Below are 21507 nucleotides of genomic sequence, written 5' to 3'. Positions count from 1 at the left end.
TTGAAAATCACCCTTTTTAATGTTTATCATCTTTCTCTTTAACAGCAGAAAGCACAGTTTGTTTTACCCATGCTTTTCTTCGTTTATGTTGTAGACTCCATTGGTATAAACTTTGCGCACCTAAAATAAGTGAAATGACGATACCGCTAATTGCTATTAAAAGTGCGAAAAATTCAAGTGGAGACGATATTTTGTTTGAATCGGTGTTTCTTAAAAGATCGATCATAGTAAACCCTAACATTTGGCCTACTACAGAGTAGAGCGTTAAAATTAATAGTAAAAGGCTATCTTTTTTAGAAGCGACATTTTCTTGGTATTTAAACAAACTGTCAAGATTTTGTTTTGCATTCGAGTATAGTACTTCAATGTTAAATAGATTTCTTAAGCGGAAGAAAATATCTTCACTCTGTGATTGGGATACTAGTTCTAAAGAAAAGTAATTTGCTGTAAATGAATTGATTGAATAAATTAATTGCTCTATTTCATTTGTATCTTGTTCAATGTTTAGTTCAGCATAAGCGTTCGCCATCTTTAATAAAACAACTTTATGAAATAAGTTTAATAATAAAGCGTAATAAAATTCCCCGTACATTTGACTAGCAAGTTTAGCGATTGCTTGCTCACCTTCATTTGTTATACATGTAAAAATATGTTCTTCCATAACAAAGTAGCGATTAGGAGCCCATCTTTGATAAGAATGTTTTATTAAATAATCTTGAATATAAGGAACATTATTTGCGCTAATATACGGCTTACCATCGTCTGTTAATCCGGAAAGGCTGGAAGTACGATAAACATCCACTTCATTCAGGTCCATATCTTCTTTTATAGATAATAACGTTTGTACATACATTCTTTGGTCTTCAAAGAAAGGAAAGGTTTGAAAGTAAGAGCTCCGCAATCTCTTTTTCTCAAAGAAGTCTGTTACACCGTGAAATAAATCACCGAATATAAGTTTTTCCACTTGTGAGTATTGTTTTCCGTTACATTCAATACAAATAGTCTCGTTTGTATCATTTTTAGTTTCAAGTACACGGAAGCGGGCGGCGAATTCGATTGCTTCTGATAATGTCATGTTTGAAGCGGTTTCTATTTCTGTCCGAATTGTTAAGAAGCCAAGCTCATAAGGGCAAAGTGTTACATCAATAGAATGAATCTTGAAGGGAATGGAAATAAGATTTGTTGTTAAATGTCCAGTTAAGTTAAGGTCTTTAGAATAGCGTTGTAATCCTTTTTGATGCTCTGAGTGAGGAAATAGAATTTTATTTGTAAATGAAAGATAGTATGCTTCCATATTTTGATGTGAAACTTGAAACTTTCCGTAGTATGTATTTTCATTTTCAAGATGATCGAGTCTAAAAGGGCGGAAATCATTTTTCTGTAAGAAAGGGAACATATTTTGTTCATATCCAGTTTTAAAAGAAAACGGGAATATAAATTGAAATATAGCTGTTGCTACATCTTTTTCCTCGATTGTTTGTATTGCCTCCATTTACATTGTTTCCTTTCCATATATGCTATAAAAACAACATGCCCAAATTCATTTGAAAATAACCACTGTTTTATCCTTGATTAAGAATGAAAATTCAGCTTATTTAGTAGGGGACATGTATAATGTTATGTATACTACACGTTATAAAATTGTATTTTGAAAAGGGGGATGTTGTATGCGTATTTTAGTATTAGGAGCTGGTGGCGTCGGAGGCTTTTTTGGAGGCCGATTAGTCGAAAAAGGAGAAGATGTTACGTTTCTTGTCCGCAGTAAAAGAAAACAGCAATTAGAGGAAAAGGGACTTGTTATTCGTAGTGTTAATGGGGATTTTTCCTTCCAACCGAAATTAATAACGAAAGAAGATCGAACTTCTCCATTTGACGTTATTTTATTTTCAACAAAAGCGTATCACTTAAACGAGGCGATTCAAGATTTGAAGCCGTTTGTAGGTGAAAATACTGTCATCATTCCATTGTTAAATGGTATCGCTCATTTATCACTATTACAAAAGGAATTCGGCGTGGAAAAAGTAATTGGCGGTTTATGCTTTATCGAGACGACGTTAAACGATCAAGGAGAGATTGTACAAACGAGTGTTGCCAACAGACTTGTCTTTGGAGAAATGAAGCTTCAAGATTCAGAGAGAATAAAGCATATTGCTAAAGCATTTGCAGGTACGAAATCTAGTTTTGTTTTAAGTGAAAATATTATGCAAGATATGTGGCATAAATATTTATTTATTACTGTAATGTCGGGTGTGACGACATTAATGCGTGCACCGATAGGACCGATTCGCGAAAGCGAAGGTGGACACGATTTTATCCAAAACTTATTTGAAGAATGTGTGCAAATCATGAGATCTATGAAAGCTCCAGTTAAGGATGGGATTGCCCAAGAACATATGAAAACAATTGATAAAATTTCGTATGATATGAAGTCATCGATGCAGCGTGATATGGAAAAAGGTTCGTTCATTGAAGGCGAGCACTTACAAGGATACTTACTAGATGTAGCGAAACAATTTTCTATAGAAGCACCATTATTAGGGGTAGTATATCAAAATTTGAAAGTGTATGAAGAAATGACCTTTAACAGATCAGCAATACAATTGGATGTATGAAAAAATAAAAAAGAAAGCAATATATAAGTATATTGCTTTCTTTTTTATGACAAATTATTTATTTCTTTTCGTTCTATCTGTCAAATTTATTTCCTGTTCACGTTTACCGTATAATTGATTAATTTCATTTGCTAATGCATCTAAATAGGAATCGGAAAAAATAGGCTTCTTTTCTTTAGACATATGAGTCTCCTTTATTGATTTTTTAGTATTCATTATGTATATTTACTAGCGGATTATGCGCAATCATTTAAATTTTTTCTTTTTCAAAATTTTTGTTTACATTTTGAAAATAAAGGAGTATTATAATCCACAGTTTCAATTTTCTAAATCGCTGAAACCGCATGGTGCGGGGGACCCGTTCTTATGGATTAGTACTTAATCCAATGGGGTGAATCCTTGAAAAAGGTAGGGCTACTCATAGGCCCGAATCCGACAGCTAACCTCGTAAGCGTTATATTGAGAAGGAAGGTGGAGCTTGTGCGACAAAAAAAATAATGTCTACAAGTCTATTTCGTTATGGCTTGTAGACATTTTTTGTTTTCTGAAGAAATCGTTTACCCGCTGTAACTAGCAGAAAAGTTCGTACAAAATTATTGGAGAGTGGACAGCAGTGGTTTCATCAATCAAAAGGTTTTTAATTGGAAGGCCGTTAAAATCAACTGAGTTAGGAGAGCAAAAGCTTAATAAAACGAAGGCGTTAGCTATTTTATCTTCTGACGCATTGTCATCGGTTGCATACGGACCAGAACAAATATTAATCGCACTAGCAGGCCTAGGAGCAGTAGCTTATTGGTATTCTATTCCTATCGCTGTTGGGGTATTAGTATTATTGACAGCCCTTATTTTATCTTATCGACAAATTATTTTTGCTTATCCGCACGGCGGTGGCGCATACGTAGTATCAAAAGAAAATTTAGGGATGAATCCAGGGCTAATAGCTGGAGGATCTTTATTAGTCGATTATATTTTAACTGTTGCAGTAAGTGTATCAGCAGGTACAGATGCGCTTACATCAGCTTTCCCTAGTTTACATGCACATAATGTAATCATTGCGATTATATTTGTTATATTGATTACTATTTTAAATTTAAGAGGGGTAACGGAATCAGCTTCCGTTTTAGCATATCCTGTTTATTTATTCGTTTTAGCACTATTTATATTAATTGGTGTAGGTATTTATAATATTATAACTGGTCAAGTTTCACCGACATTACATTCACCGATTGGAACACCAGTTGCAGGAATTAGTTTGTTTTTACTGTTACGAGCATTTGCTTCAGGAAGCTCTGCTTTAACGGGTGTTGAGGCAATATCTAACGCAATTCCAAACTTTAAGGATCCTGCACCTAACAATGCAGCGAAAACATTGCTCGCAATGGGTGCATTACTTGCAGTTTTATTTTCAGGAATTGTTTTCTTAGCTTATTATTACGGAATTACTCCAAGTAAAGAAGTAACAGTTGTTTCACAAATTGCTGAACAAACTTTTGGGCGTAATTTCATGTACTATTTTATACAGGGTACAACTGCTTTAATATTAATTCTTGCTGCTAACACAGGGTATTCTGCATTCCCGCTATTAGCAGTTAACCTTGCAAAAGACAAATTCATACCGAGAATGTTTACGATTAGAGGAGACCGCCTAGGTTACTCAAACGGTATTATTATACTTGGAATTGCTTCGATTATTTTAATTGTAGCTTTCCAAGGGCAAACAGAACATTTAATTCCGTTATATGCAGTAGGTGTATTTATTCCGTTTACACTCTCTCAAACGGGGATGGTATTAAAATGGCTTCGTGAAAAACCTGAAGGATGGGCTTTGAGATTAACGGTCAATTTAATTGGTGCAGTCATTAGTTTTATTGTAATGAGTATGTTCTTTTTAACTAAGTTCGCACAAGTTTGGTCAATCCTTATTTTCTTACCTGCCATCATCTTCTTGTTCCATAGAATTAAGAAGCATTACGATGCAGTGGGTGATCAATTAAGTTTAAAAACTTGTGAGCCACTTGTTCCAATTGAGGGAAATGTAATTGTTGTTCCTGTAGCTGGTATGACGCATGTAGTAGAAAATTCATTGAACTATGCGAAGGCTCTTTCGGCAGATCAAGTTATTGCTGTATATGTTGCTTTTGACAGAGAAGAGGAAAAGAAATTTGAAGAGAAATGGAAGAAGTGGCAACCTGAAGTAAGGCTTGTTACCTTACATTCTCATTATAGAAGTATTATTCAGCCACTAACAAAGTTTATTGATACAGTACAATATAAAGCGAGTGAGTCAAATTACCGAGTTACTGTAGTTATACCACAGTTCATTCCGAAAAAAGGTTGGCATAACATTCTTCATAATCAGTCTAGTTTACTCATTCGTGCGTATTTACTCTATAAAAGAAATGTTGTTATTACGACAGTTCCATATCATTTGAAAAAGTAAGAAGATTTTTTAAGGATAGCTTTACGAAAGTAAAGCTATCCTTTTTGTGTATACACTATGCATAATTGCATATGGGTCTAAAAAATATATCAATATAATTTTTGTATCTATGAACAAGTAGAGGTTTTTGTTGTGATATATGGATATTTCAATTGAAAAAGTGAAGCGGATTATATTTTGAAATAAGGACAGGAAAGCTTGAAAATAAAGGGAATGAAAATACTTCTTTACGATAGATAAATAGCTGTGTTTAAATGACCTTACAGTACAAAACTTACATGAAAACAAAACGAAATTTCATAATTCTGTACGAAAATTATTTTAAAATGAATAGTATTTCCGTGTAATATATTCACTGTACAAATGTGGGAATGGTGTTGAGATAGAAAAATTATACAACCTTATTCATATTAACCACATATGAAAAGTTATGAAATGTTTTATAACAATAAGTAAGTACTGTAGCAATAAAAGTTGGGAGAGATGGTTCATACGTGAGTCATGATGAGAACGTTCTCTATTTTAACCATCTCAAACTATATGCAAGAAAACAGAATAATAAAATGCGATAGTAATAGTTGCTAATACATAGGAGGAGTTAAAGTGAAAAAGACTTTAATTACAGGGTTATTGGTTACAGCAGTATCTACGAGTTGTTTTGTTCCTGTAAGCGCTTACGCTAAAGAGGGGAAAACAGAAGTGAAAACAGTATATGCACAAAATGTAATTGCTCCAAATACATTATCCAATTCAATTAGAATGTTAGGGTCACAGTCACCACTTATACAAGCATACGGATTAGTTATTTTACAGCAGCCAGACATTAAGGTGAATGCGATGAGTAGTTTGACGAATCATCAAAAGTTTGCAAAGGCAAATGTAAGAGAGTGGATCGATGAATATAATCCGAAGCTAATCGACTTAAATCAAGAGATGATGAGATATAGTACTAGATTTAATAGTTATTATAGTAAGCTCTATGAACTAGCAGGAAACGTAAATGAAGATGAACAAGCAAAAGCAGATTTTACAAATGCATATGGAAAATTACAATTGCAAGTACAAAGTATCCAAGAGAGTATGGAGCAAGATTTATTAGAGTTAAATCGATTTAAAACGGTATTAGACAAAGATAGTAGCAACTTATCAATTAAAGCTGATGAAGCAATAAAAACACTGCAAGGATCAAGTGGAGATATTGTGAAATTAAGAGAAGATATTAAAAGAATTCAAGGGGAAATTCAAGCGGAATTAACGACTATTTTGAATAGACCTCAAGAAATTATTAAAGGTTCTATTAATATCGGTAAACAAGTATTTACAATTACAAATCAAACTGCGCAAACGAAAACAATTGATTTTGTTTCTATCGGTACTTTAAGTAATGAAATTGTAAATGCTGCTGATAGTCAAACGAGGGAAGCAGCTCTTCGCATTCAGCAAAAGCAAAAAGAGTTATTACCACTTATTCAAAAGTTATCACAAACTGAAGCAGAGGCGACACAAATTACATTCGTTGAAGATCAAGTAAGTAGCTTTACAGAACTAATCGATCGTCAAATTACAACTTTAGAAACGTTATTAACGGATTGGAAAGTTTTAAACAATAATATGATCCAAATTCAAAAGAATGTTGAAGAAGGCACATATACAGATAGTAGTTTACTGCAAAAACATTTCAATCAAATTAAAAAAGTAAGTGATGAAATGAATAAACAAACGAATCAATTTGAAGATTACGTTACAAACGTTGAAGTACATTAAGCAGAAAAATAATTAGCGATATAGGGAGAGAAGAAAAATGACAAAAAAACCTTATAAAGTAATGGCTCTATCAGCACTTATGGCAGTATTTGCAGCAGGAAACATTATGCCAGCTCATACGTATGCAGCTGAAAGTACAGTGAAACAAGCTCCAATTCATGCGGTAGCAAAAGCTTATAATGACTATGAAGAATACTCATTAGGACCAGAAGGCCTAAAAGATGCAATGGAAAGAACAGGTTCAAACGCTTTAGTAATGGATCTGTACGCTTTAACAATTATTAAACAAGGTAATGTTAACTTTGGTAATGTATCGTCTGTTGATGCGGCTTTAAAAGGGAAAGTAATTCAGCACCAGGATACTGCTAGAGGAAATGCGAAGCAATGGTTAGATGTATTAAAACCGCAGCTTATTTCAACGAATCAAAATATCATTAACTACAATACGAAATTCCAAAACTACTATGATACGTTAGTTGCTGCGGTGGATGCGAAGGATAAAGCGACTCTTACGAAAGGGTTAACTAGATTATCAAGTAGTATTAATGAAAATAAAGCGCAAGTAGATCAGTTAGTAGAAGACTTAAAAAAATTCCGAAATAAAATGACATCGGATACGCAAAACTTCAAGGGAGATGCGAATCAAATTACATCTATCTTAGCTAGTCAAGATGCTGGAATTCCACTTCTGCAAAATCAAATTACAACGTACAATGAAGCAATTAGTAAATATAATGCAATTATTATCGGTTCATCTGTTGCGACAGCTTTAGGACCAATTGCAATTATCGGTGGTGCAGTAGTTATCGCTACAGGTGCAGGAACGCCGTTAGGAGTCGCATTAATTGCAGGTGGTGCAGCAGCTGTAGGCGGTGGTACAGCTGGTATCGTATTAGCGAAGAAAGAGCTTGATAATGCACAAGCTGAAATTCAGAAAATAACAGGACAAGTTACAACTGCTCAATTAGAAGTAGCTGGGTTAACGAACATTAAAACACAAACGGAGTATTTAACAAATACAATTGATACTGCAATTACAGCGTTACAAAACATTTCAAACCAATGGTACACAATGGGATCAAAATACAATTCTTTACTTCAAAATGTAGATTCAATTAGTCCGAATGACCTTGTTTTCATTAAAGAAGATTTAAACATTGCGAAAGATAGCTGGAAAAACATTAAAGACTATGCAGAAAAGATTTATGCTGAAGATATTAAAGTAGTAGATACGAAAAAAGCTTAATCAAATACGAATCGTTAGAGCGTTACGTATTGATGAAAGATTTGAAGCTCCTGTTCAGTTGTGGGCAGGAGCTTTTTATCCCACTTTAATGGGCAGTAAGACCCCCACCTCAAAATTCAGCGAAAGCAAAGAATTTAGGTGGGGGATCAACTGCCCCTAAAAGTCCGATTGGTTCAACTAATAATCAGTGGGGGACGAAGAAAACCCCCACTGATTAAAGTTTCACTTTATACCCTTATAAAGAAAATAGGTGAAAAGTATGCAGAAACGATTTTATAAAAAATGTCTTTTAACGTTAATGATTGCTGGGATGGCAACGAGTAACGCATTCCCTTTACATCCTTTTGCAGCAGAACCAAATGCAAAGGTGCTACAAGAAAATGCGAAAAACTATTCTCTTGGGCCAGCTGGATTCCAAGATGTTATGGCGCAAACGACATCGAGCATATTTGCAATGGATTCATATGCAAAATTAATTCAAAATCAGCAAGAGACTGATTTGAGTAAAATAAGTTCCATTAATAGTGAGTTTAAAGGAAATATGATTCAGCACCAAAGAGATGCAAAAATTAACGCGGCGTATTGGTTAAATTATATGAAGCCTCAAATTATGAAAACAGATCAAAATATTATTAATTACAATAATACTTTTCAAGCGTATTATAATAGCATGCTAATAGCGATTGATCAAAAGGATAGCGGAAAATTAAAAGCGGATTTAGAAAAGTTGTATGCGGATATTGTAAAGAATCAAAATGAGGTAGATGTATTGTTAGGGAATTTGAAAGCTTTTCGCGATAGAATGGCGAAAGACACAAATAGTTTTAAAGAGGATACAAATCAATTAACAGCGATTTTAGCAAGTACGAATGCCGGTATCCCAGCTCTAGAGCAACAAATAAATACATATAACGATTCAATCAAAAAGAGTAATGATATGGTCATTGCTGGTGGCGTACTTTGCGTAGCACTAATTACATGTCTTGCTGGCGGACCGATGATTGCGATTGCGAAAAAAGATATCGCAAATGCAGAAAGAGAAATCTCCAATTTAAAAGATAGAATTTCTGGCGCACAAGCAGAAGTGGCAATATTGACAGATGTAAAAAATAAAACAACAAATATGACTGAAACAATTGATGCAGCAATTACAGCATTGCAAAATATATCAAATCAATGGTATACAGTAGGGGCAAAATATAATAATTTACTGCAAAACGTAAAAGGAATCAGCCCTGAAGAATTTACGTTTATAAAAGAAGATTTACATACAGCGAAAGATAGCTGGAAAGATGTAAAAGATTATACAGAAAAATTACATGAAGGCGTGGCGAAGTAAACAGTGGACTAGTTCTGCTGTTTATTTTTTATCCTGTTTTTTGTGAGAGGTGGACTTGTAATTTGATATATAGGTTTGCCATGTGTTTTATCAATGTGGCTTTGGGATAATGTTTAGCCAAATTGATACTAATATCCAAAATAAACTTCTGATCAAGCCTTTTATATGTAATGTTTTAATGAAAAAAGCTATACTATAAGCAAAACTAAAAATTGGAAAGGAAATACTAGAACATGGAAAACTATTTATTATTTATCCTTACAGCAATGCTAATCATAATAATGCCTGGTCCTGGTTTTGCACTAGTTACAAAAAACACTATCTCGCATGGTAAAAATGGTGGGATAAAGACTGTTTTAGGAACGATATCTGGAATGATGATTCATACAATAATGGCTACGCTAGGACTCTCTGCCATCCTAATGAAATTTGCTATGTTATTTACATTTATAAAATATGCTGGGGCTTTTTATTTAATTTACTTAGCTGTAAAGTCAATTAAAAGTGCCTTACATAAAAAAGAAGATATGTCAGGTTCAGTAGAAATGGACTCTAAGGATATTGGGGCAATTAAAAGCTTTAGACAAGGATTTACTACGGCAATTTTAAACCCAAAAACTGCTGTATTTTTCCTAAGTTTTTTACCCCAATTTATTGTGAGCAACCAAAGTCATTTCTTCCAATTTCTTTTGTTAGGACTCACATTTACGACTTTGACAGCAATATGGTATTTGCTTTATATCACGCTAATACGTCAATTAAGAACTTTTTTAAGAAAAGAAAGAGTGAACCGTACAATAGAGGGTATTACAGGCGCGGTATTATTAGTATTTGGAGTTAGATTGTTTTTCCAAAAATAAATATGTAAATGAAAAGAGAAATAAATAATGATGGTTATTTCTCTTTTCATTTATTCTAAAGCTACCATTTCACAATTTTATAATGATTTTAAGGTAGGGAAGTTGATCTTTTTCTCGGATAATTGGCATTATTAACCTCTTATATCAAAGTTAAAATTATTTATATAACAAAATCGGAACCTATCATATTTCATAATAGGTTCCTTCTTTAAATGCAAAAACTTAAAATGTATCAGGTTATACTTCGAATCGTTTCCGTTTCCATAAAAATCTTATAAAGTTGAATTTCTTGTTATATTTTAGCTTGATGCTGATGAGATACCATCATCCAAATTTTTTTATGATTCAATTTAGGATGAATAATTACTGTCGTTTGATAGGTGTTGCATAATAATTAAAAGCTAAATCCAGCAAAGCACTTGCTTCTTGACGCAGTAACAAATCCTTCGGACGGAAAATAAAGGATCCGTCAGCATTGATGGGAGTATCAGGGTCTAGAATTCCTTGGGAGGCAAGTGCCTGAATAGATTGGACTGCCCAGTCATCTGCGGCATCCAGTAATTTAACTTCAATAGCTTTGTCAGGTTGAATCGGTTTCAAGTTTTGAATTTGCTTAACGTTTTGAATCATGGTTGCTGCGACCTGGCGGGTAATCGAAGTAGCACGATTATACTCTGGAATTCCATTCATAATTTTTTTCCTTGCCTCTTTTGATTCATCTGGAAAACCGTTCCATCCATGAGCAAGTAACAACGTATCCGCAAACTCTCCTTGTGTCATGGTTTCCATCGGGTTGAATAGATTACCTGTTTTAGCACCCATAATATTTAGAGCATGAAGGTTATCAATGTGACTTTTATAGTTACTCTTTTGTGGAACGTCATCAAAAGGTGGTTTGTTGTTAATTTTCTGAGCATCTGCTACAAAATCAAGGCTTTTAGGAGAATTGTAGTGAAAATATGTGATTTCTCCAGCTGAATTCTTTTTGAAAGCAACTTTGTTACCTTCCGAATCTTCAAATAACAACGGATGAATCCTTTTGAGAACTTGTTTTCCAGTTATTCCACCCTCCATGACTAAATTCCCATTTTCATAAGTAAAATGAGTGCGAATCGTAGCGAAACGCGTATTTTGGAATAAGCCCAAGTATTTATGAGCTTCTTTCTCCTCTAACGGGAGATAACTTGTTTTTACTTCATTCTTCTTAGCTGGGAAATAGTGATCCATGAGAGCTTCATATACGTCTATACTCATCATTGAATCATTATTATAAGACATGAAGAATGCTGTTTTTTGTTCGGGCACTAAAATCATCAGTGATTGATGTCCAGGCATACTTCCCCCTTTCATTACAACGTGTTGACCGTTAGCAAATTTATTAAAAGGTGTCTCAAACCCAATTGTCGCAACAGGGTTGGTCTTATCATCAAAAACTTGATAGGCATGCATCATATCTATGCTTTTTTTGCTTACAATTTCTTTGTCTTTAAACTTTCCTTTCTGTAGTTGCATAATCATGTATTTTGACATGTCTTCTGCGGTAGATAAAATGCTTCCTTGTGGTGTATCCCTTAAACCGCTCCCACTTGTTGGGATCGGTTCGCCAGTGGGACCATAATGTGTAGCCATTCTTTCTATAAGTTCAGGTGTGAAGCTCATACTTGTAGATTTCATATCTAATGGTTTGAAAATATTCTTTTCCATATATTTGGAGGAAGGGCTGTTAGTAACATTCTCTACTGCAAACCCTGCAAGCGCAAATGAGACGTTATCATACGTATAAACTTCCCCTGGCGGCCGTACCACCGTTGGCATGTGTTTAGAGAAAAATTCCTTCATTGGTATGCTGTTTTCGTCATCGGTATATTCAGGTCCAGTTATATTTGTAAGGTCGGGAAAATCAAATCCGCTGGTATAAGTGAGCATATCAAACAGTGTTAGAGTTTTCCCTGTTTGATTAGGTATTTGTAATCCACCAAGATATTTTTGTACGTCTTGATCTAGTTTAATATTTCCTTTATCGACTTGTTGCATCACAGCCAAGGCAGTAAAAGTTTTTGAGACTGAAGCAATTTGAAAGACCGTGTCCTTAGTAACGGGAATTTTCTTTTCTTTATCAGCATATCCATACCCTTTATTAACAACAACCTTTCCATCATGAACGACGACAAAACTAGAACCATTCACATTATACTTTTTCATTTTTTCCTCAAATAATGGATCAGCAAAAGATTCTATTTCTTTTTTATTATTGGGTCCTTTCGTCATTTCAATATTAGTTGTGGATACCGATGGTTTTGATGTTTCTCCTTCTAATGATTGTTGGGAACATGCAGAAATCATGGTTGAAGAAGAAAGAAGAATTGCAACGATCCCCAGTTTGTTAATTGCTTGTTTCATTTTTGAACGCTCCTTTATTTAATTGAGATTTTTTGTTAGCTCAACGAGTTAGCGACTCACTAGCTTATGAACAGAGTGTAGCAAGCGGCGAGTCATAGTCGATAGTGAACTTTTGTCATATTTATAAAGAACAATAAAAATTGAGGGGGATACGGCTGTATTAATAGCTATGTCTTTGAAACCATGACATTTTGACACTACCGCATGTGACAGAAAAAAACTTAGAATCAAAGAGCAGTTTTTAAAGTATTAACAATAAATGAGGAGGGAAGATTTTTATTGTGTATGACAAAAATATAAAGAGGCGTGAAAGGGGAAACAGGTATGACCTATTTATGAAAAACAAACCAGTAACAAGAGTGTTTCAAGGAAAAGAAGTAATTTCTAGGGTTAACATACATATGGAAAAAGAAGAATTTACTCAGGACAGAATGGCGTTTGTAAAAATAATAATTGTGAATATGATTACGAATTCAATTTTGACCTTTTGTCATTGCTGGAGATAATAGCTTTGTGGTTAATACGAAACAGCAAGCAACTAACTATACAATATAAATAGAGAAGAGGAATACCTTATGAAAACACGCAGCCAAATTACATTTGCAAGTCTTGCCCTTTTAATAGCTGGAAGTTCCCTGTTATACACAACGCCGAACTTAATTGTAAAAGCGGAGCCTACTCAAAGTGTATCTAGTTCGTTAAAAACAAGTACCCAACGAGATCGTACTGCCGTCAAGCAAGCAATACAGGATACATTGCAACTTGGATTTCCGGGGATACTTGCTAAAACTTCTGAGGGTGGAAAAACGTGGGGTTATGCCGCTGGGGTAGCGGATCTTAGCACCAAGAAACCAATGAAAACAGATTTTCGCTTTCGCATTGGTAGTGTGACGAAGACGTTCATCGCGACGGTTTTACTTCAATTAGCTGGAGAGAAACGCCTGAATCTAGACGACTCCATTGAAAAATGGTTACCTGGTATCATTCAAGGAAATGGATATGATGCTAAACAGATTACTATCCGTCAGATGTTGAATCATACAAGTGGTATCGCTGAATACTCAAGAGCAAAAGAAGCTGATTTTACGCATTCCAAAAGACTGTATACCGCTGAAGAGCTAGTGAAGATTGGACTTTCGATGCCGCCAGACTTTGCCCCAGGAAAGGATTGGTCTTATTCAAATACAGGATACGTATTACTAGGCATCCTTATTGAAAAAGTAACTGGAAACAGTTATGCGGAAGAGATTGAAAATAGGATTATTGAACCACTTGAATTGTCGAATACATTCCTACCTGGCAATTCAAGCGTCATTCCAGGCAGCAAACATGCCCGTGGATATGAAGGATATGATGGAGCAAGTGAGCTAAAAGATGTTACTTATTTTAATCCAAGTATAGGTAGCTCGGCTGGAGAAATGATTTCTACTGCTGACGATTTAAACAAATTCTTTTCTTACGTGCTCAGTGGCAAATTAATAAAAGAACGGCAGCTAAAACAAATGCTTACTACAGTTCCTACAGGAAGAGCTGAAATCGGGAGATACGGTCTTGGAATCTATGAAACTAAGCTTCCAAGCGGTGTCCAGGTATGGGGACACTCAGGTGACTTTCCGGGATTCAGTACTTTTGCTGGAGGTACACTTGGTGGTAAGCATACGTTGGCCGTCAGTTTGAACAGTATGCGTAGCGCTAACAGTTTTGATCTTTATAAAAATATTTTACTTGCTGAATTTAGCAGGTAGGTAAAAAGGAAAATCGGATAAATTTTGTCATAGTTTTTATAGTTGAAAATATACCTTTCTGGTTAAAAAAACAACTTACTCTAAAAAAGTTTTGGGGTAAAGCAAGTTCTTAAGTTGATGGGCATGTGGCGGTACCCCATGGATATGAACCCATCGTTTAAAAAGGTACACCTTTTCGAACATGTTTAAAGATTATAAAGGAAAAATGTGTTTTACAAAACATACAAAATGTTAAACTCATGAGAATCAGTGATATATTATAAATATTGGTGTAAGTTCTTATATCTGTTGTGATAAGAACTTATTTGCATGGTTACCACTCTATTATGTACAATAAAGGAAAAACATCGTATGAGGTGGGGAGAGGAAAACCCATGTCTAACCAACAGTTAGTGAATTTACGCATTGATTTTGCTTTTAAACAATTATTTGGTACAAGTGGAAATGAGGATATTCTCATTGCTTTTTTAAATGCTATGTTACAAGATTCTTTAGAATCACTCATTGTTTCGTTACAATTAGAAGATCCACACTTGCACCGAGAACATGAAGAGGATAAATTATCGATTTTAGATATTTCCGCTACATTAGATACAGGAACAAAGGTGAATATAGAGATACAGTTGAATAATAATCATGACATGATTAAAAGAAGTTTATATTACTGGGGAAGGCTATATACATCCCAGTTACAAAAGGGAATGCCATATAGTTCTCTTCATAAAACAATTACAATTAATTTATTAAATTTCGTTATGTTTCCAGAATATGAAGCATTCCATACAACAGGAATCCTATGGAATCAACAACAACAAAAGAAGTTAAGTGATGATATTGAAGTTCATATTGTGGAGATTCCAAAACTCATGCAACAGTGGCGGAATGAACAAGTAAATCCCTGGGAAGATTCGTTTGTTCGTTGGTTATTATTACTTCCAGCGAATGAAGATGAACAATTAACCCAAACATTGGAGGATATTGCGATGAACCAAGATCCGATTTTACAAAAAGCTATGAATAAATGGGAACGTATGAGTCAAGATTCTTCTTTCCGACAAGCGTATGAAGCAAGGGAGAAAGCTTTGATGGATGAAGCCGCAAAGTTTGCTTATGCAGAACAAAAAGGGATTGAAAAGGGCATTGAAAAGGGTATTGAAAAAGGGAAAATACAGCTTATCCGTGGTATGCACAAAAACGGAATGCCAATAGAAGATATTGCAAAGTTTACAAGTTTAGATATAGAAGAAATACGAAACATTTTACAAGCTTAAATGATTAAAAATCACACCTACAAATATGAAGTGAACCCGAATAGTGGTACATGAAAAAACATCTCCTGAATTCGCATACTAAGTATGCAAATTCAATGGAGGTGTTTTTCGTTTGAAGACAAGAGTTCATTACCCAGAAGAAATAAAGTGGAAAGTCATTGAAATGAAAAAGGAAGGTTATTCGAATCGTACGATTATGGAGACACTCGGAATTAAAAACGTTTCCCAAATTAAGACATGGATGAAATGGTATCGTACAGATCAAACGCATCGTTTTCAACAACCTGTAGGAAAACAATATGCTTATGAAAAAGCGCCAAACGAACTTAGTGGATTAGAACAGCTACGATTAGAAAATAAACAATTAAAAACAAAATTACTTGTATGGGGAAAGTATCTGGAAATCGAAAGGAGCTGAAGCCACATACCGTTATTACTCTATGGGGTACCGCCAGCATTTTGGAAATAAACCACGTTAAGCAAATTTCGACATAAAATTCTTTGAGTTTTGTCCCGTTAATAACATTTTGATACAACACAATATCATTTGTGTTGCATTAGGACTAAAAAAGATTAATGCAAATGGGTGTTAACGCAACACAATTTATCGCAATAACCTAATTTCGAATACAATACAATTTAAATTAGCGTTAAAATGGCTCGAAAATCCTTAGAGTGGTTTTTTTCCATTTTGCGGTCTATACCCCATGCCCATCAAGCTAACAGAGCAGGTTGCTCCCCAAATGATAAAAATGAACTTCATTGCTATAAAAGACTCTAATTTTTCGGTTTGGGGCAAATATTATATAAAATGATATCGAAAATAATAGATATGCCTGAATCACTAGTTTCAAAAAAGCCTTCACGCAATGATAATTGCCTGAAGGCTTTTGATGTTATCTTATTTTTTTGTCTCGTTGACCCATTTAATAATGTCTTGGATGACGTACTCGGGAACATTAGCAGGGATTTCATATTCACTAGGAAGACTTAATTCCCCATCACCCTCCGTGAAGAAATGATTCAATTTTGGGTATTCATTGAACTGAACACTCCTGCGGTTTGAAAGTCCTTCTTTCCATTTTGTATATTCATCTTTTACTGTTACTTGATAATCGCGTGCCCCTTGCAGAATGAGTAAAGGCTCTTTTCGTGATTTTGCCTCTTCAACTGGACGCCACCTAGAAACATCATACATAAAATGAGGCGACCCAAAATTGTAGCCAGCTGGAGGATGGTCAGGATTGAAAGTAGGATCCTGGATAAAAGCGACCTGTCTTTTTAATTCATCGATTACTTCCTTTGGCGCCCCTAGGTATTGATTCTGATCAATGGCAATGTCAGTCAATGGGCGTGCAGGTGGTGCGAGTAAGATACTTCCTCTAACAAGTGAGGAAGGTGATTTGCTCAGTATACGCGGCATTGCGCCAGCTCCTAGACTATGTCCAAGAATGAAAATATTATTTGGGTCAATGCCTTCCTGCTGCGCTGCTGATTTTGCTGCATATATGGCATCATCTGTAGTATCACGGTCTAACGTAACAGGTTCTGCACTCATCTTTAAAGCATGTTCTAAGGTACGTTTTTCATAGCGCAACACTGCAATTCCGTTGGATGAAAGGCCCACCGCAAGGTCTCGTAAGATTTTTGTTCCCAGATATGTACTATCGCGATCGTGGATGCCAGCACCATGAACAAGAACAACTACGGGTACCTTTTCACCAGGTTTATGTTTCGGAACTGTTAATGTGGCTGGTAACGGATAGGTAGAATTTCCAATGACGATTTCACGTTCTTGATAGGAAGCAGGTTGATCATATCTAGGATGCGGGATAATATAAGATTCCGGAGGCGTCCTTACCCCAACTTCATCTACTTTCCCGCCAGGTGTGAATTTAAGGAGTAACGGTATGGTAGTTCCTTGGGTAGTTCCTGAAATTTCCACCGTCTGATGGACCAAGTTTCGTTCTTTTATCACGGGGGTTCCCATGCTTTTTATTCCGCTCCAGCCACTTTGTGTCCACCAGTTTTGTAAAGTGTTTGCTGTAAACTTGGATTGAAAAGCAGCAGACGTCAACTGGAGTGCCTCTGCATATTTACCTTGCTGGAGATATTCAAAAAATAATAATGTACGCTCCGTTAAAGAGATTCGTTTCTTTTCTACAGATTGTTCCTCACGTGTATGTGCGTGAATAGCTGTTGTAAGCGGGAAAGATGAAACGCCTAAAGAAAAGAGTAGGGTAAAGGTAATTGCTGATTTTTGTATTTTCTTTTTTTTATTCATGTTTTAGCCTCCAATATGTGATGGTAAAAACAGGTATGGTAATTAGGGTTCTGGTGCAAAAACTTCAAAATATTTGCAAGTAATCTCCAAAACTTGGACACACTGATATTATTACTCTAAAAAACCGTAGATTTCTCCTTTTTCCACATGCATATTAACCCCAGAAACAACCTCTTTTCCTTCACTTTATATTTTGATTATACGAAACGAAGCTCTCGTTTTTCTTACTTGATACTTAAAAATTCCTTAAGTAGGCGATATCTTAAAATCTTAGCTTGATGGATAAATGGGGGTACCCCTTTTCGAAAAATATAAAGATTCTGTCTAATGAAGAATGGAACAACAAAGGAGAAAAAACATGAAAAGAAAAAAACAAGAAGTTAATCAAGCATTGTTATCCCTACAATTAGGTAACCATGATGATTTGATCGAACTAGGGAGGCGAACTTCTAGAGCATAATATTTTTACATGCAGCAAGAGCCCTAAGAAATGTTACTGGAACAACAAGGGTAGGGAAAGATTTATTTGGAAATACAAAAAAATTGAATCTCTTAAAATCTAATACTACGTATGATTTAGTAGATAAAATGAGGGGTCAAGGAATTTATAAGTATGATGCCGGAAATCAAGGAATTGATTATGACACTTCGTTTCTTTAAGGAATCCTTATTTTAAGGATTCCTTCTTTGTATTAAAAAATCTGCAAAGAAAAAAGATAAGATCGGGAACACAATCTTATCTTTAGCACAACGAGTTAGCGGCTTGTTAGCGTATGGACAGAGTGTAACAAGCGGCGAGTCATAGTCGATAGTGAACTTCTGTCATGTTTATAAAGAACAACAAAAATTGAGTAGGATACGGCTGTATTGATAGTTATGTCATACAAACCATGACATTTTGACACTACCGTATGTGACAGAAAAATACTTAGAATTAAAAAAGTAGTTTTTAACACATTAGCAATGAGTGAGGAGGAGAGATTTTGATGACGAAAGCATCAGCTCAAAAAACTTTGCAAGATTTTTATTTCTTGTTATTTACCTTTGTATCCGGCTTTTTTTACTTTTGTTTCTATCTAGTCAGCATTACATTTGCATTAGTAATGACGATTATCTTTTTGGGTATTCCCTTATTGGCGTGGGTGCTGCAAACAACTCACACGTTTGTTCAGTATGAACGTATTCAGACGAAGGTTTATACAGATATATCGATAGATTTATTCGAACTAAGAAAAAAAAAGGAGGGAGATAAATGGATTAAAGCGAGAAATACGATCCTCAATAATAGCAACTGGAGGGCTATTTTTTGGCTCATGCAGAAATTTTTTGTCGGAATAATGAGTCTTATATGTGCTATTTTACTGTATGTAATGCCACTAGTATGTATCGTTACACCCTTACTTTTTCGATATTTTAATATATACTTATTGGGCATAGCTGTGGATTCATGGGAGACAGCAATTTTTGTCATGATTGTTGGTTTCATTCTCATCGTGATACATCATTTTATTGGAAACTGCTTAGTTCAAATTATTGGAATGTACACGCGTTCCATGTTTAAAGCTATAAAGGAGTGATAATTTGTTTAAGACTTTGAAACTATGGTTCTGGTATGATTGGGCCTTACTTTGTATACGTTTTATTATTTGGCTATCGTTGATATGGATGACTATCCAACAACAAGATTATTTGACAGTACCACTTTGGATCATTATTCTTTGGGAAATAGTTTCATTTTCAGTACCTTGGATTTGTTTAATGTTTAGTTATCGCTATTATTTGTTTACTGAAATAATATTATTTGGCGGAGTGTGTTTCTATTTAACTTTATTATTTCCGTCAGCGTATCTTACTTTTTTAATGCCAACTTTTATGATTGCGGCAAATAGTGCTCATAAATCTTACCGTTGGTCGGGTCCTACCACAATTATTTTATTCCCATTGCTCATTGCGATATTTTCCAAAGTAACAGATGTATGGGCAATCATCCTACAACTCAGTTTAGCTTTTGCTATGGGCTCTTTCTTTCGTTTACTGGCTATTAATTACCGTCAAAGTGAAACTATTCGAAACCAGAAACATGTATTGGAACAATACGTATCCCAAGTTGAGCGGATTACATTACTTGAGGAACGTGACAGGCTCTCAAAAGACTTACACGATACGATGGGGCATTCCTATACCTCAATTATTATGGGGATGGAAACATTACGTATGGAATTAAAGTCTAAAGAAGGAGAGCAACAGCTCGATTCATTATTACAATTGGCCCGTAACAGTATGGAAGAAGTAAGACTGTATTTACATCAATTGGATTTATCACAAGAATCGCTTCCCTTAGCTGTCACATTACAACAATTGACAGAGGAATTTAAGAAACATGCAAAAGTAAATGTACGTACTCGAATAATAGGGGAAGAGTATATGGCTTCAAAACAATCAAAAATGACACTATATCGGAGCTTGCAGGAATCACTAACAAATGCTGTTCGCCATGGGCATTCCACAGAAATCATTGTGTCACTCCACTTTGAACCACAACAGATAAGATTGGATGTACAGGATAATGGCTGTGGGGTAGAAGAGTGGAAGGATGGCTTTGGATTAACTGCAATGAAAGAGCGTGTGAGTCATTCTCAAGGAAGAGTTATTGTTTATTCTGAAAAGGGGGAAGGGACGTTAATTTCATGTGTTTTACCGAAACAAGTACAACTGTCTAATGAACAAATCCGCCTGTGTATTGTTGATGATCATTCTTTTATCCGAGAAAGTCTTCATACAATTTTGGATGGACAGGAGGATTTACAAGTAGTGGGAATGGCTGAAGATGGAGAACGGGCTTTGGAATTGTGTGAGAGACTAAAACCAGATGTAGTATTAATGGATTTAGAGATGCCAAATCTGGATGGGGTTCATGCGACTAAAATGATTAAGGAAAAATGGCCAGACATTCGTGTACTCATTCTGTCAACCTTTCAGAATACAGAAAGGGCAAAAGAAATCATACGAAATGGTGCGGATGGATATGTATTGAAATCCATAGATTCGCGTGAACTAGCTGAATCAATTCGTCTAGTCTATCGAGGAGGTACGATGATTAATCATGACTTGTTCCATAGAATGTGGGAAGAAAATGAAGAAACAGGATCATTTGAATCACGATCAGATGGAAAAGAGTATGGATTAACGAAACGAGAACTAGAGATTTTGGAACTATTATCACAAGGCAGCCGTTATAAAACAATAGCTTCGACGCTTTACTTGTCAAACGGTACAGTAAGAAATTATGCCTCCAATCTCTATGAGAAGCTAGGAGTTAAAAATCGAGAAGAAGCCGTACAAAAGGCAAAAGATATAGGATTACTTTCTTGACACTCTCACTATAACTAGTTAGCTAAAGTTAATGGGGAACTTACAGATAATACAGGGCATCACTACCCAATACTACACTTGAAACTACAATGAAAAATAAAGAGTTGGCAACCCCCTACTTTTTTGTGAATATAGTCTAATATAATTTAGTTGTTTAAAATTGGTATTCGGATT

At 35.1% G+C, this 21507-nt stretch carries 14 protein-coding genes, 1 pseudogene and 1 riboswitch; of the genes and pseudogenes, 11 read left to right on the top strand and 4 right to left on the bottom strand.

The annotated features are described in order from the left end of the window. Positions 1-16 precede the first annotated feature (16 nt). Positions 17-1492 carry a hypothetical protein gene (locus tag ACUN0F_RS24370; RefSeq protein ID WP_445540329.1) on the bottom strand — a complete coding sequence of 492 codons (1476 nt, stop codon included), beginning with the start codon at positions 1490-1492 and terminating at the stop codon, positions 17-19. A gap of 175 nt (positions 1493-1667) precedes the next feature. Here ACUN0F_RS24370 and panE point away from each other — a divergent pair, with 175 nt between their 5' ends. Next, positions 1668-2612: a 2-dehydropantoate 2-reductase gene (gene panE, locus ACUN0F_RS24365; protein ID WP_264461205.1), complete on the top strand. Its 945-nt coding sequence runs from the start codon at positions 1668-1670 to the stop codon at positions 2610-2612. Between the two features lie 54 nt (positions 2613-2666). Here panE and ACUN0F_RS24360 read toward each other — a convergent pair whose 3' ends face one another. Beyond that, entirely contained in the window at positions 2667-2795 is a 129-nt protein-coding gene (locus ACUN0F_RS24360; protein WP_000031869.1) for a hypothetical protein, read from the bottom strand. A gap of 139 nt (positions 2796-2934) precedes the next feature. Beyond that, positions 2935-3081, top strand: a riboswitch (cyclic di-AMP (ydaO/yuaA leader). Positions 3082-3225: 144 nt separating this feature from the next. Here ACUN0F_RS24360 and ACUN0F_RS24355 point away from each other — a divergent pair. The 5 genes from ACUN0F_RS24355 (at position 3226) to ACUN0F_RS24335 (ending at position 10261) form a co-directional block, all read left to right on the top strand. Beyond that, positions 3226-5052 carry an APC family permease gene (locus ACUN0F_RS24355; protein WP_087980186.1) on the top strand — a complete coding sequence of 609 codons (1827 nt, stop codon included), beginning with the start codon at positions 3226-3228 and terminating at the stop codon, positions 5050-5052. Positions 5053-5655: 603 nt separating this feature from the next. Then, on the top strand, positions 5656-6816 hold the full coding sequence (gene nheA / locus ACUN0F_RS24350; protein ID WP_046955052.1) for a non-hemolytic enterotoxin NHE subunit A: 1161 nt from the start codon (positions 5656-5658) through the stop codon (positions 6814-6816). A 37-nt stretch (positions 6817-6853) separates the two neighbouring features. Beyond that, positions 6854-8062 (top strand): non-hemolytic enterotoxin NHE subunit B, encoded by a 1209-nt coding sequence (gene nheB, locus ACUN0F_RS24345; protein WP_000162961.1) that lies wholly within the window; start codon positions 6854-6856, stop codon positions 8060-8062. 259 nt (positions 8063-8321) lie between these two features. Further along, complete coding sequence (nheC, locus tag ACUN0F_RS24340; RefSeq protein WP_445540328.1) at positions 8322-9401, top strand: non-hemolytic enterotoxin NHE subunit C; 1080 nt, start codon at positions 8322-8324, stop codon at positions 9399-9401. Between the two features lie 233 nt (positions 9402-9634). Next, positions 9635-10261: a LysE family translocator gene (locus tag ACUN0F_RS24335; RefSeq protein WP_000432983.1), complete on the top strand. Its 627-nt coding sequence runs from the start codon at positions 9635-9637 to the stop codon at positions 10259-10261. A 363-nt stretch (positions 10262-10624) separates the two neighbouring features. On the opposite strand, the gene ACUN0F_RS24330 is transcribed toward ACUN0F_RS24335, so the two are convergent. After that, a complete protein-coding gene (locus tag ACUN0F_RS24330; protein ID WP_445540327.1) occupies positions 10625-12661 on the bottom strand; it encodes a serine hydrolase in 2037 nt (678 codons plus the stop codon). Positions 12662-13236: 575 nt separating this feature from the next. Here ACUN0F_RS24330 and ACUN0F_RS24325 point away from each other — a divergent pair. The 3 genes and pseudogenes from ACUN0F_RS24325 to ACUN0F_RS24315 all read left to right on the top strand — a co-directional run. Beyond that, the gene (locus ACUN0F_RS24325; protein ID WP_445540326.1) at positions 13237-14406 is read left to right on the top strand and encodes a serine hydrolase domain-containing protein; all 1170 of its coding nucleotides are present in this window, start codon (positions 13237-13239) and stop codon (positions 14404-14406) included. 374 nt (positions 14407-14780) lie between these two features. Then, positions 14781-15677: an Rpn family recombination-promoting nuclease/putative transposase gene (locus ACUN0F_RS24320; RefSeq protein ID WP_264461208.1), complete on the top strand. Its 897-nt coding sequence runs from the start codon at positions 14781-14783 to the stop codon at positions 15675-15677. 112 nt (positions 15678-15789) lie between these two features. Beyond that, a pseudogene (locus ACUN0F_RS24315) lies at positions 15790-16121 on the top strand (IS3-like element ISBt2 family transposase); the annotation flags it as partial. A gap of 457 nt (positions 16122-16578) precedes the next feature. Here the strand turns inward: ACUN0F_RS24315 and ACUN0F_RS24310 are convergent. Then, positions 16579-17961: an alpha/beta hydrolase family protein gene (locus ACUN0F_RS24310; protein WP_264461209.1), complete on the bottom strand. Its 1383-nt coding sequence runs from the start codon at positions 17959-17961 to the stop codon at positions 16579-16581. Between the two features lie 986 nt (positions 17962-18947). On the opposite strand from ACUN0F_RS24310, the gene ACUN0F_RS24305 reads away from it, so the two are divergent. Together ACUN0F_RS24305 and ACUN0F_RS24300 are read left to right on the top strand one after the other, a co-directional pair. Next, a complete protein-coding gene (locus ACUN0F_RS24305) occupies positions 18948-19538 on the top strand; it encodes a sensor domain-containing protein (protein WP_264461331.1) in 591 nt (196 codons plus the stop codon). 4 nt (positions 19539-19542) lie between these two features. Beyond that, on the top strand, positions 19543-21333 hold the full coding sequence (locus ACUN0F_RS24300) for a hybrid sensor histidine kinase/response regulator transcription factor (protein ID WP_264461210.1): 1791 nt from the start codon (positions 19543-19545) through the stop codon (positions 21331-21333). The last annotated feature ends 174 nt before the right edge of the window (positions 21334-21507 follow it).

The organism is Bacillus sp. 1A, assembly GCF_052682215.1.
Note: the sequence above shows the minus strand (reverse complement) of the source record. Positions and strands in the feature narration are given on the sequence as shown.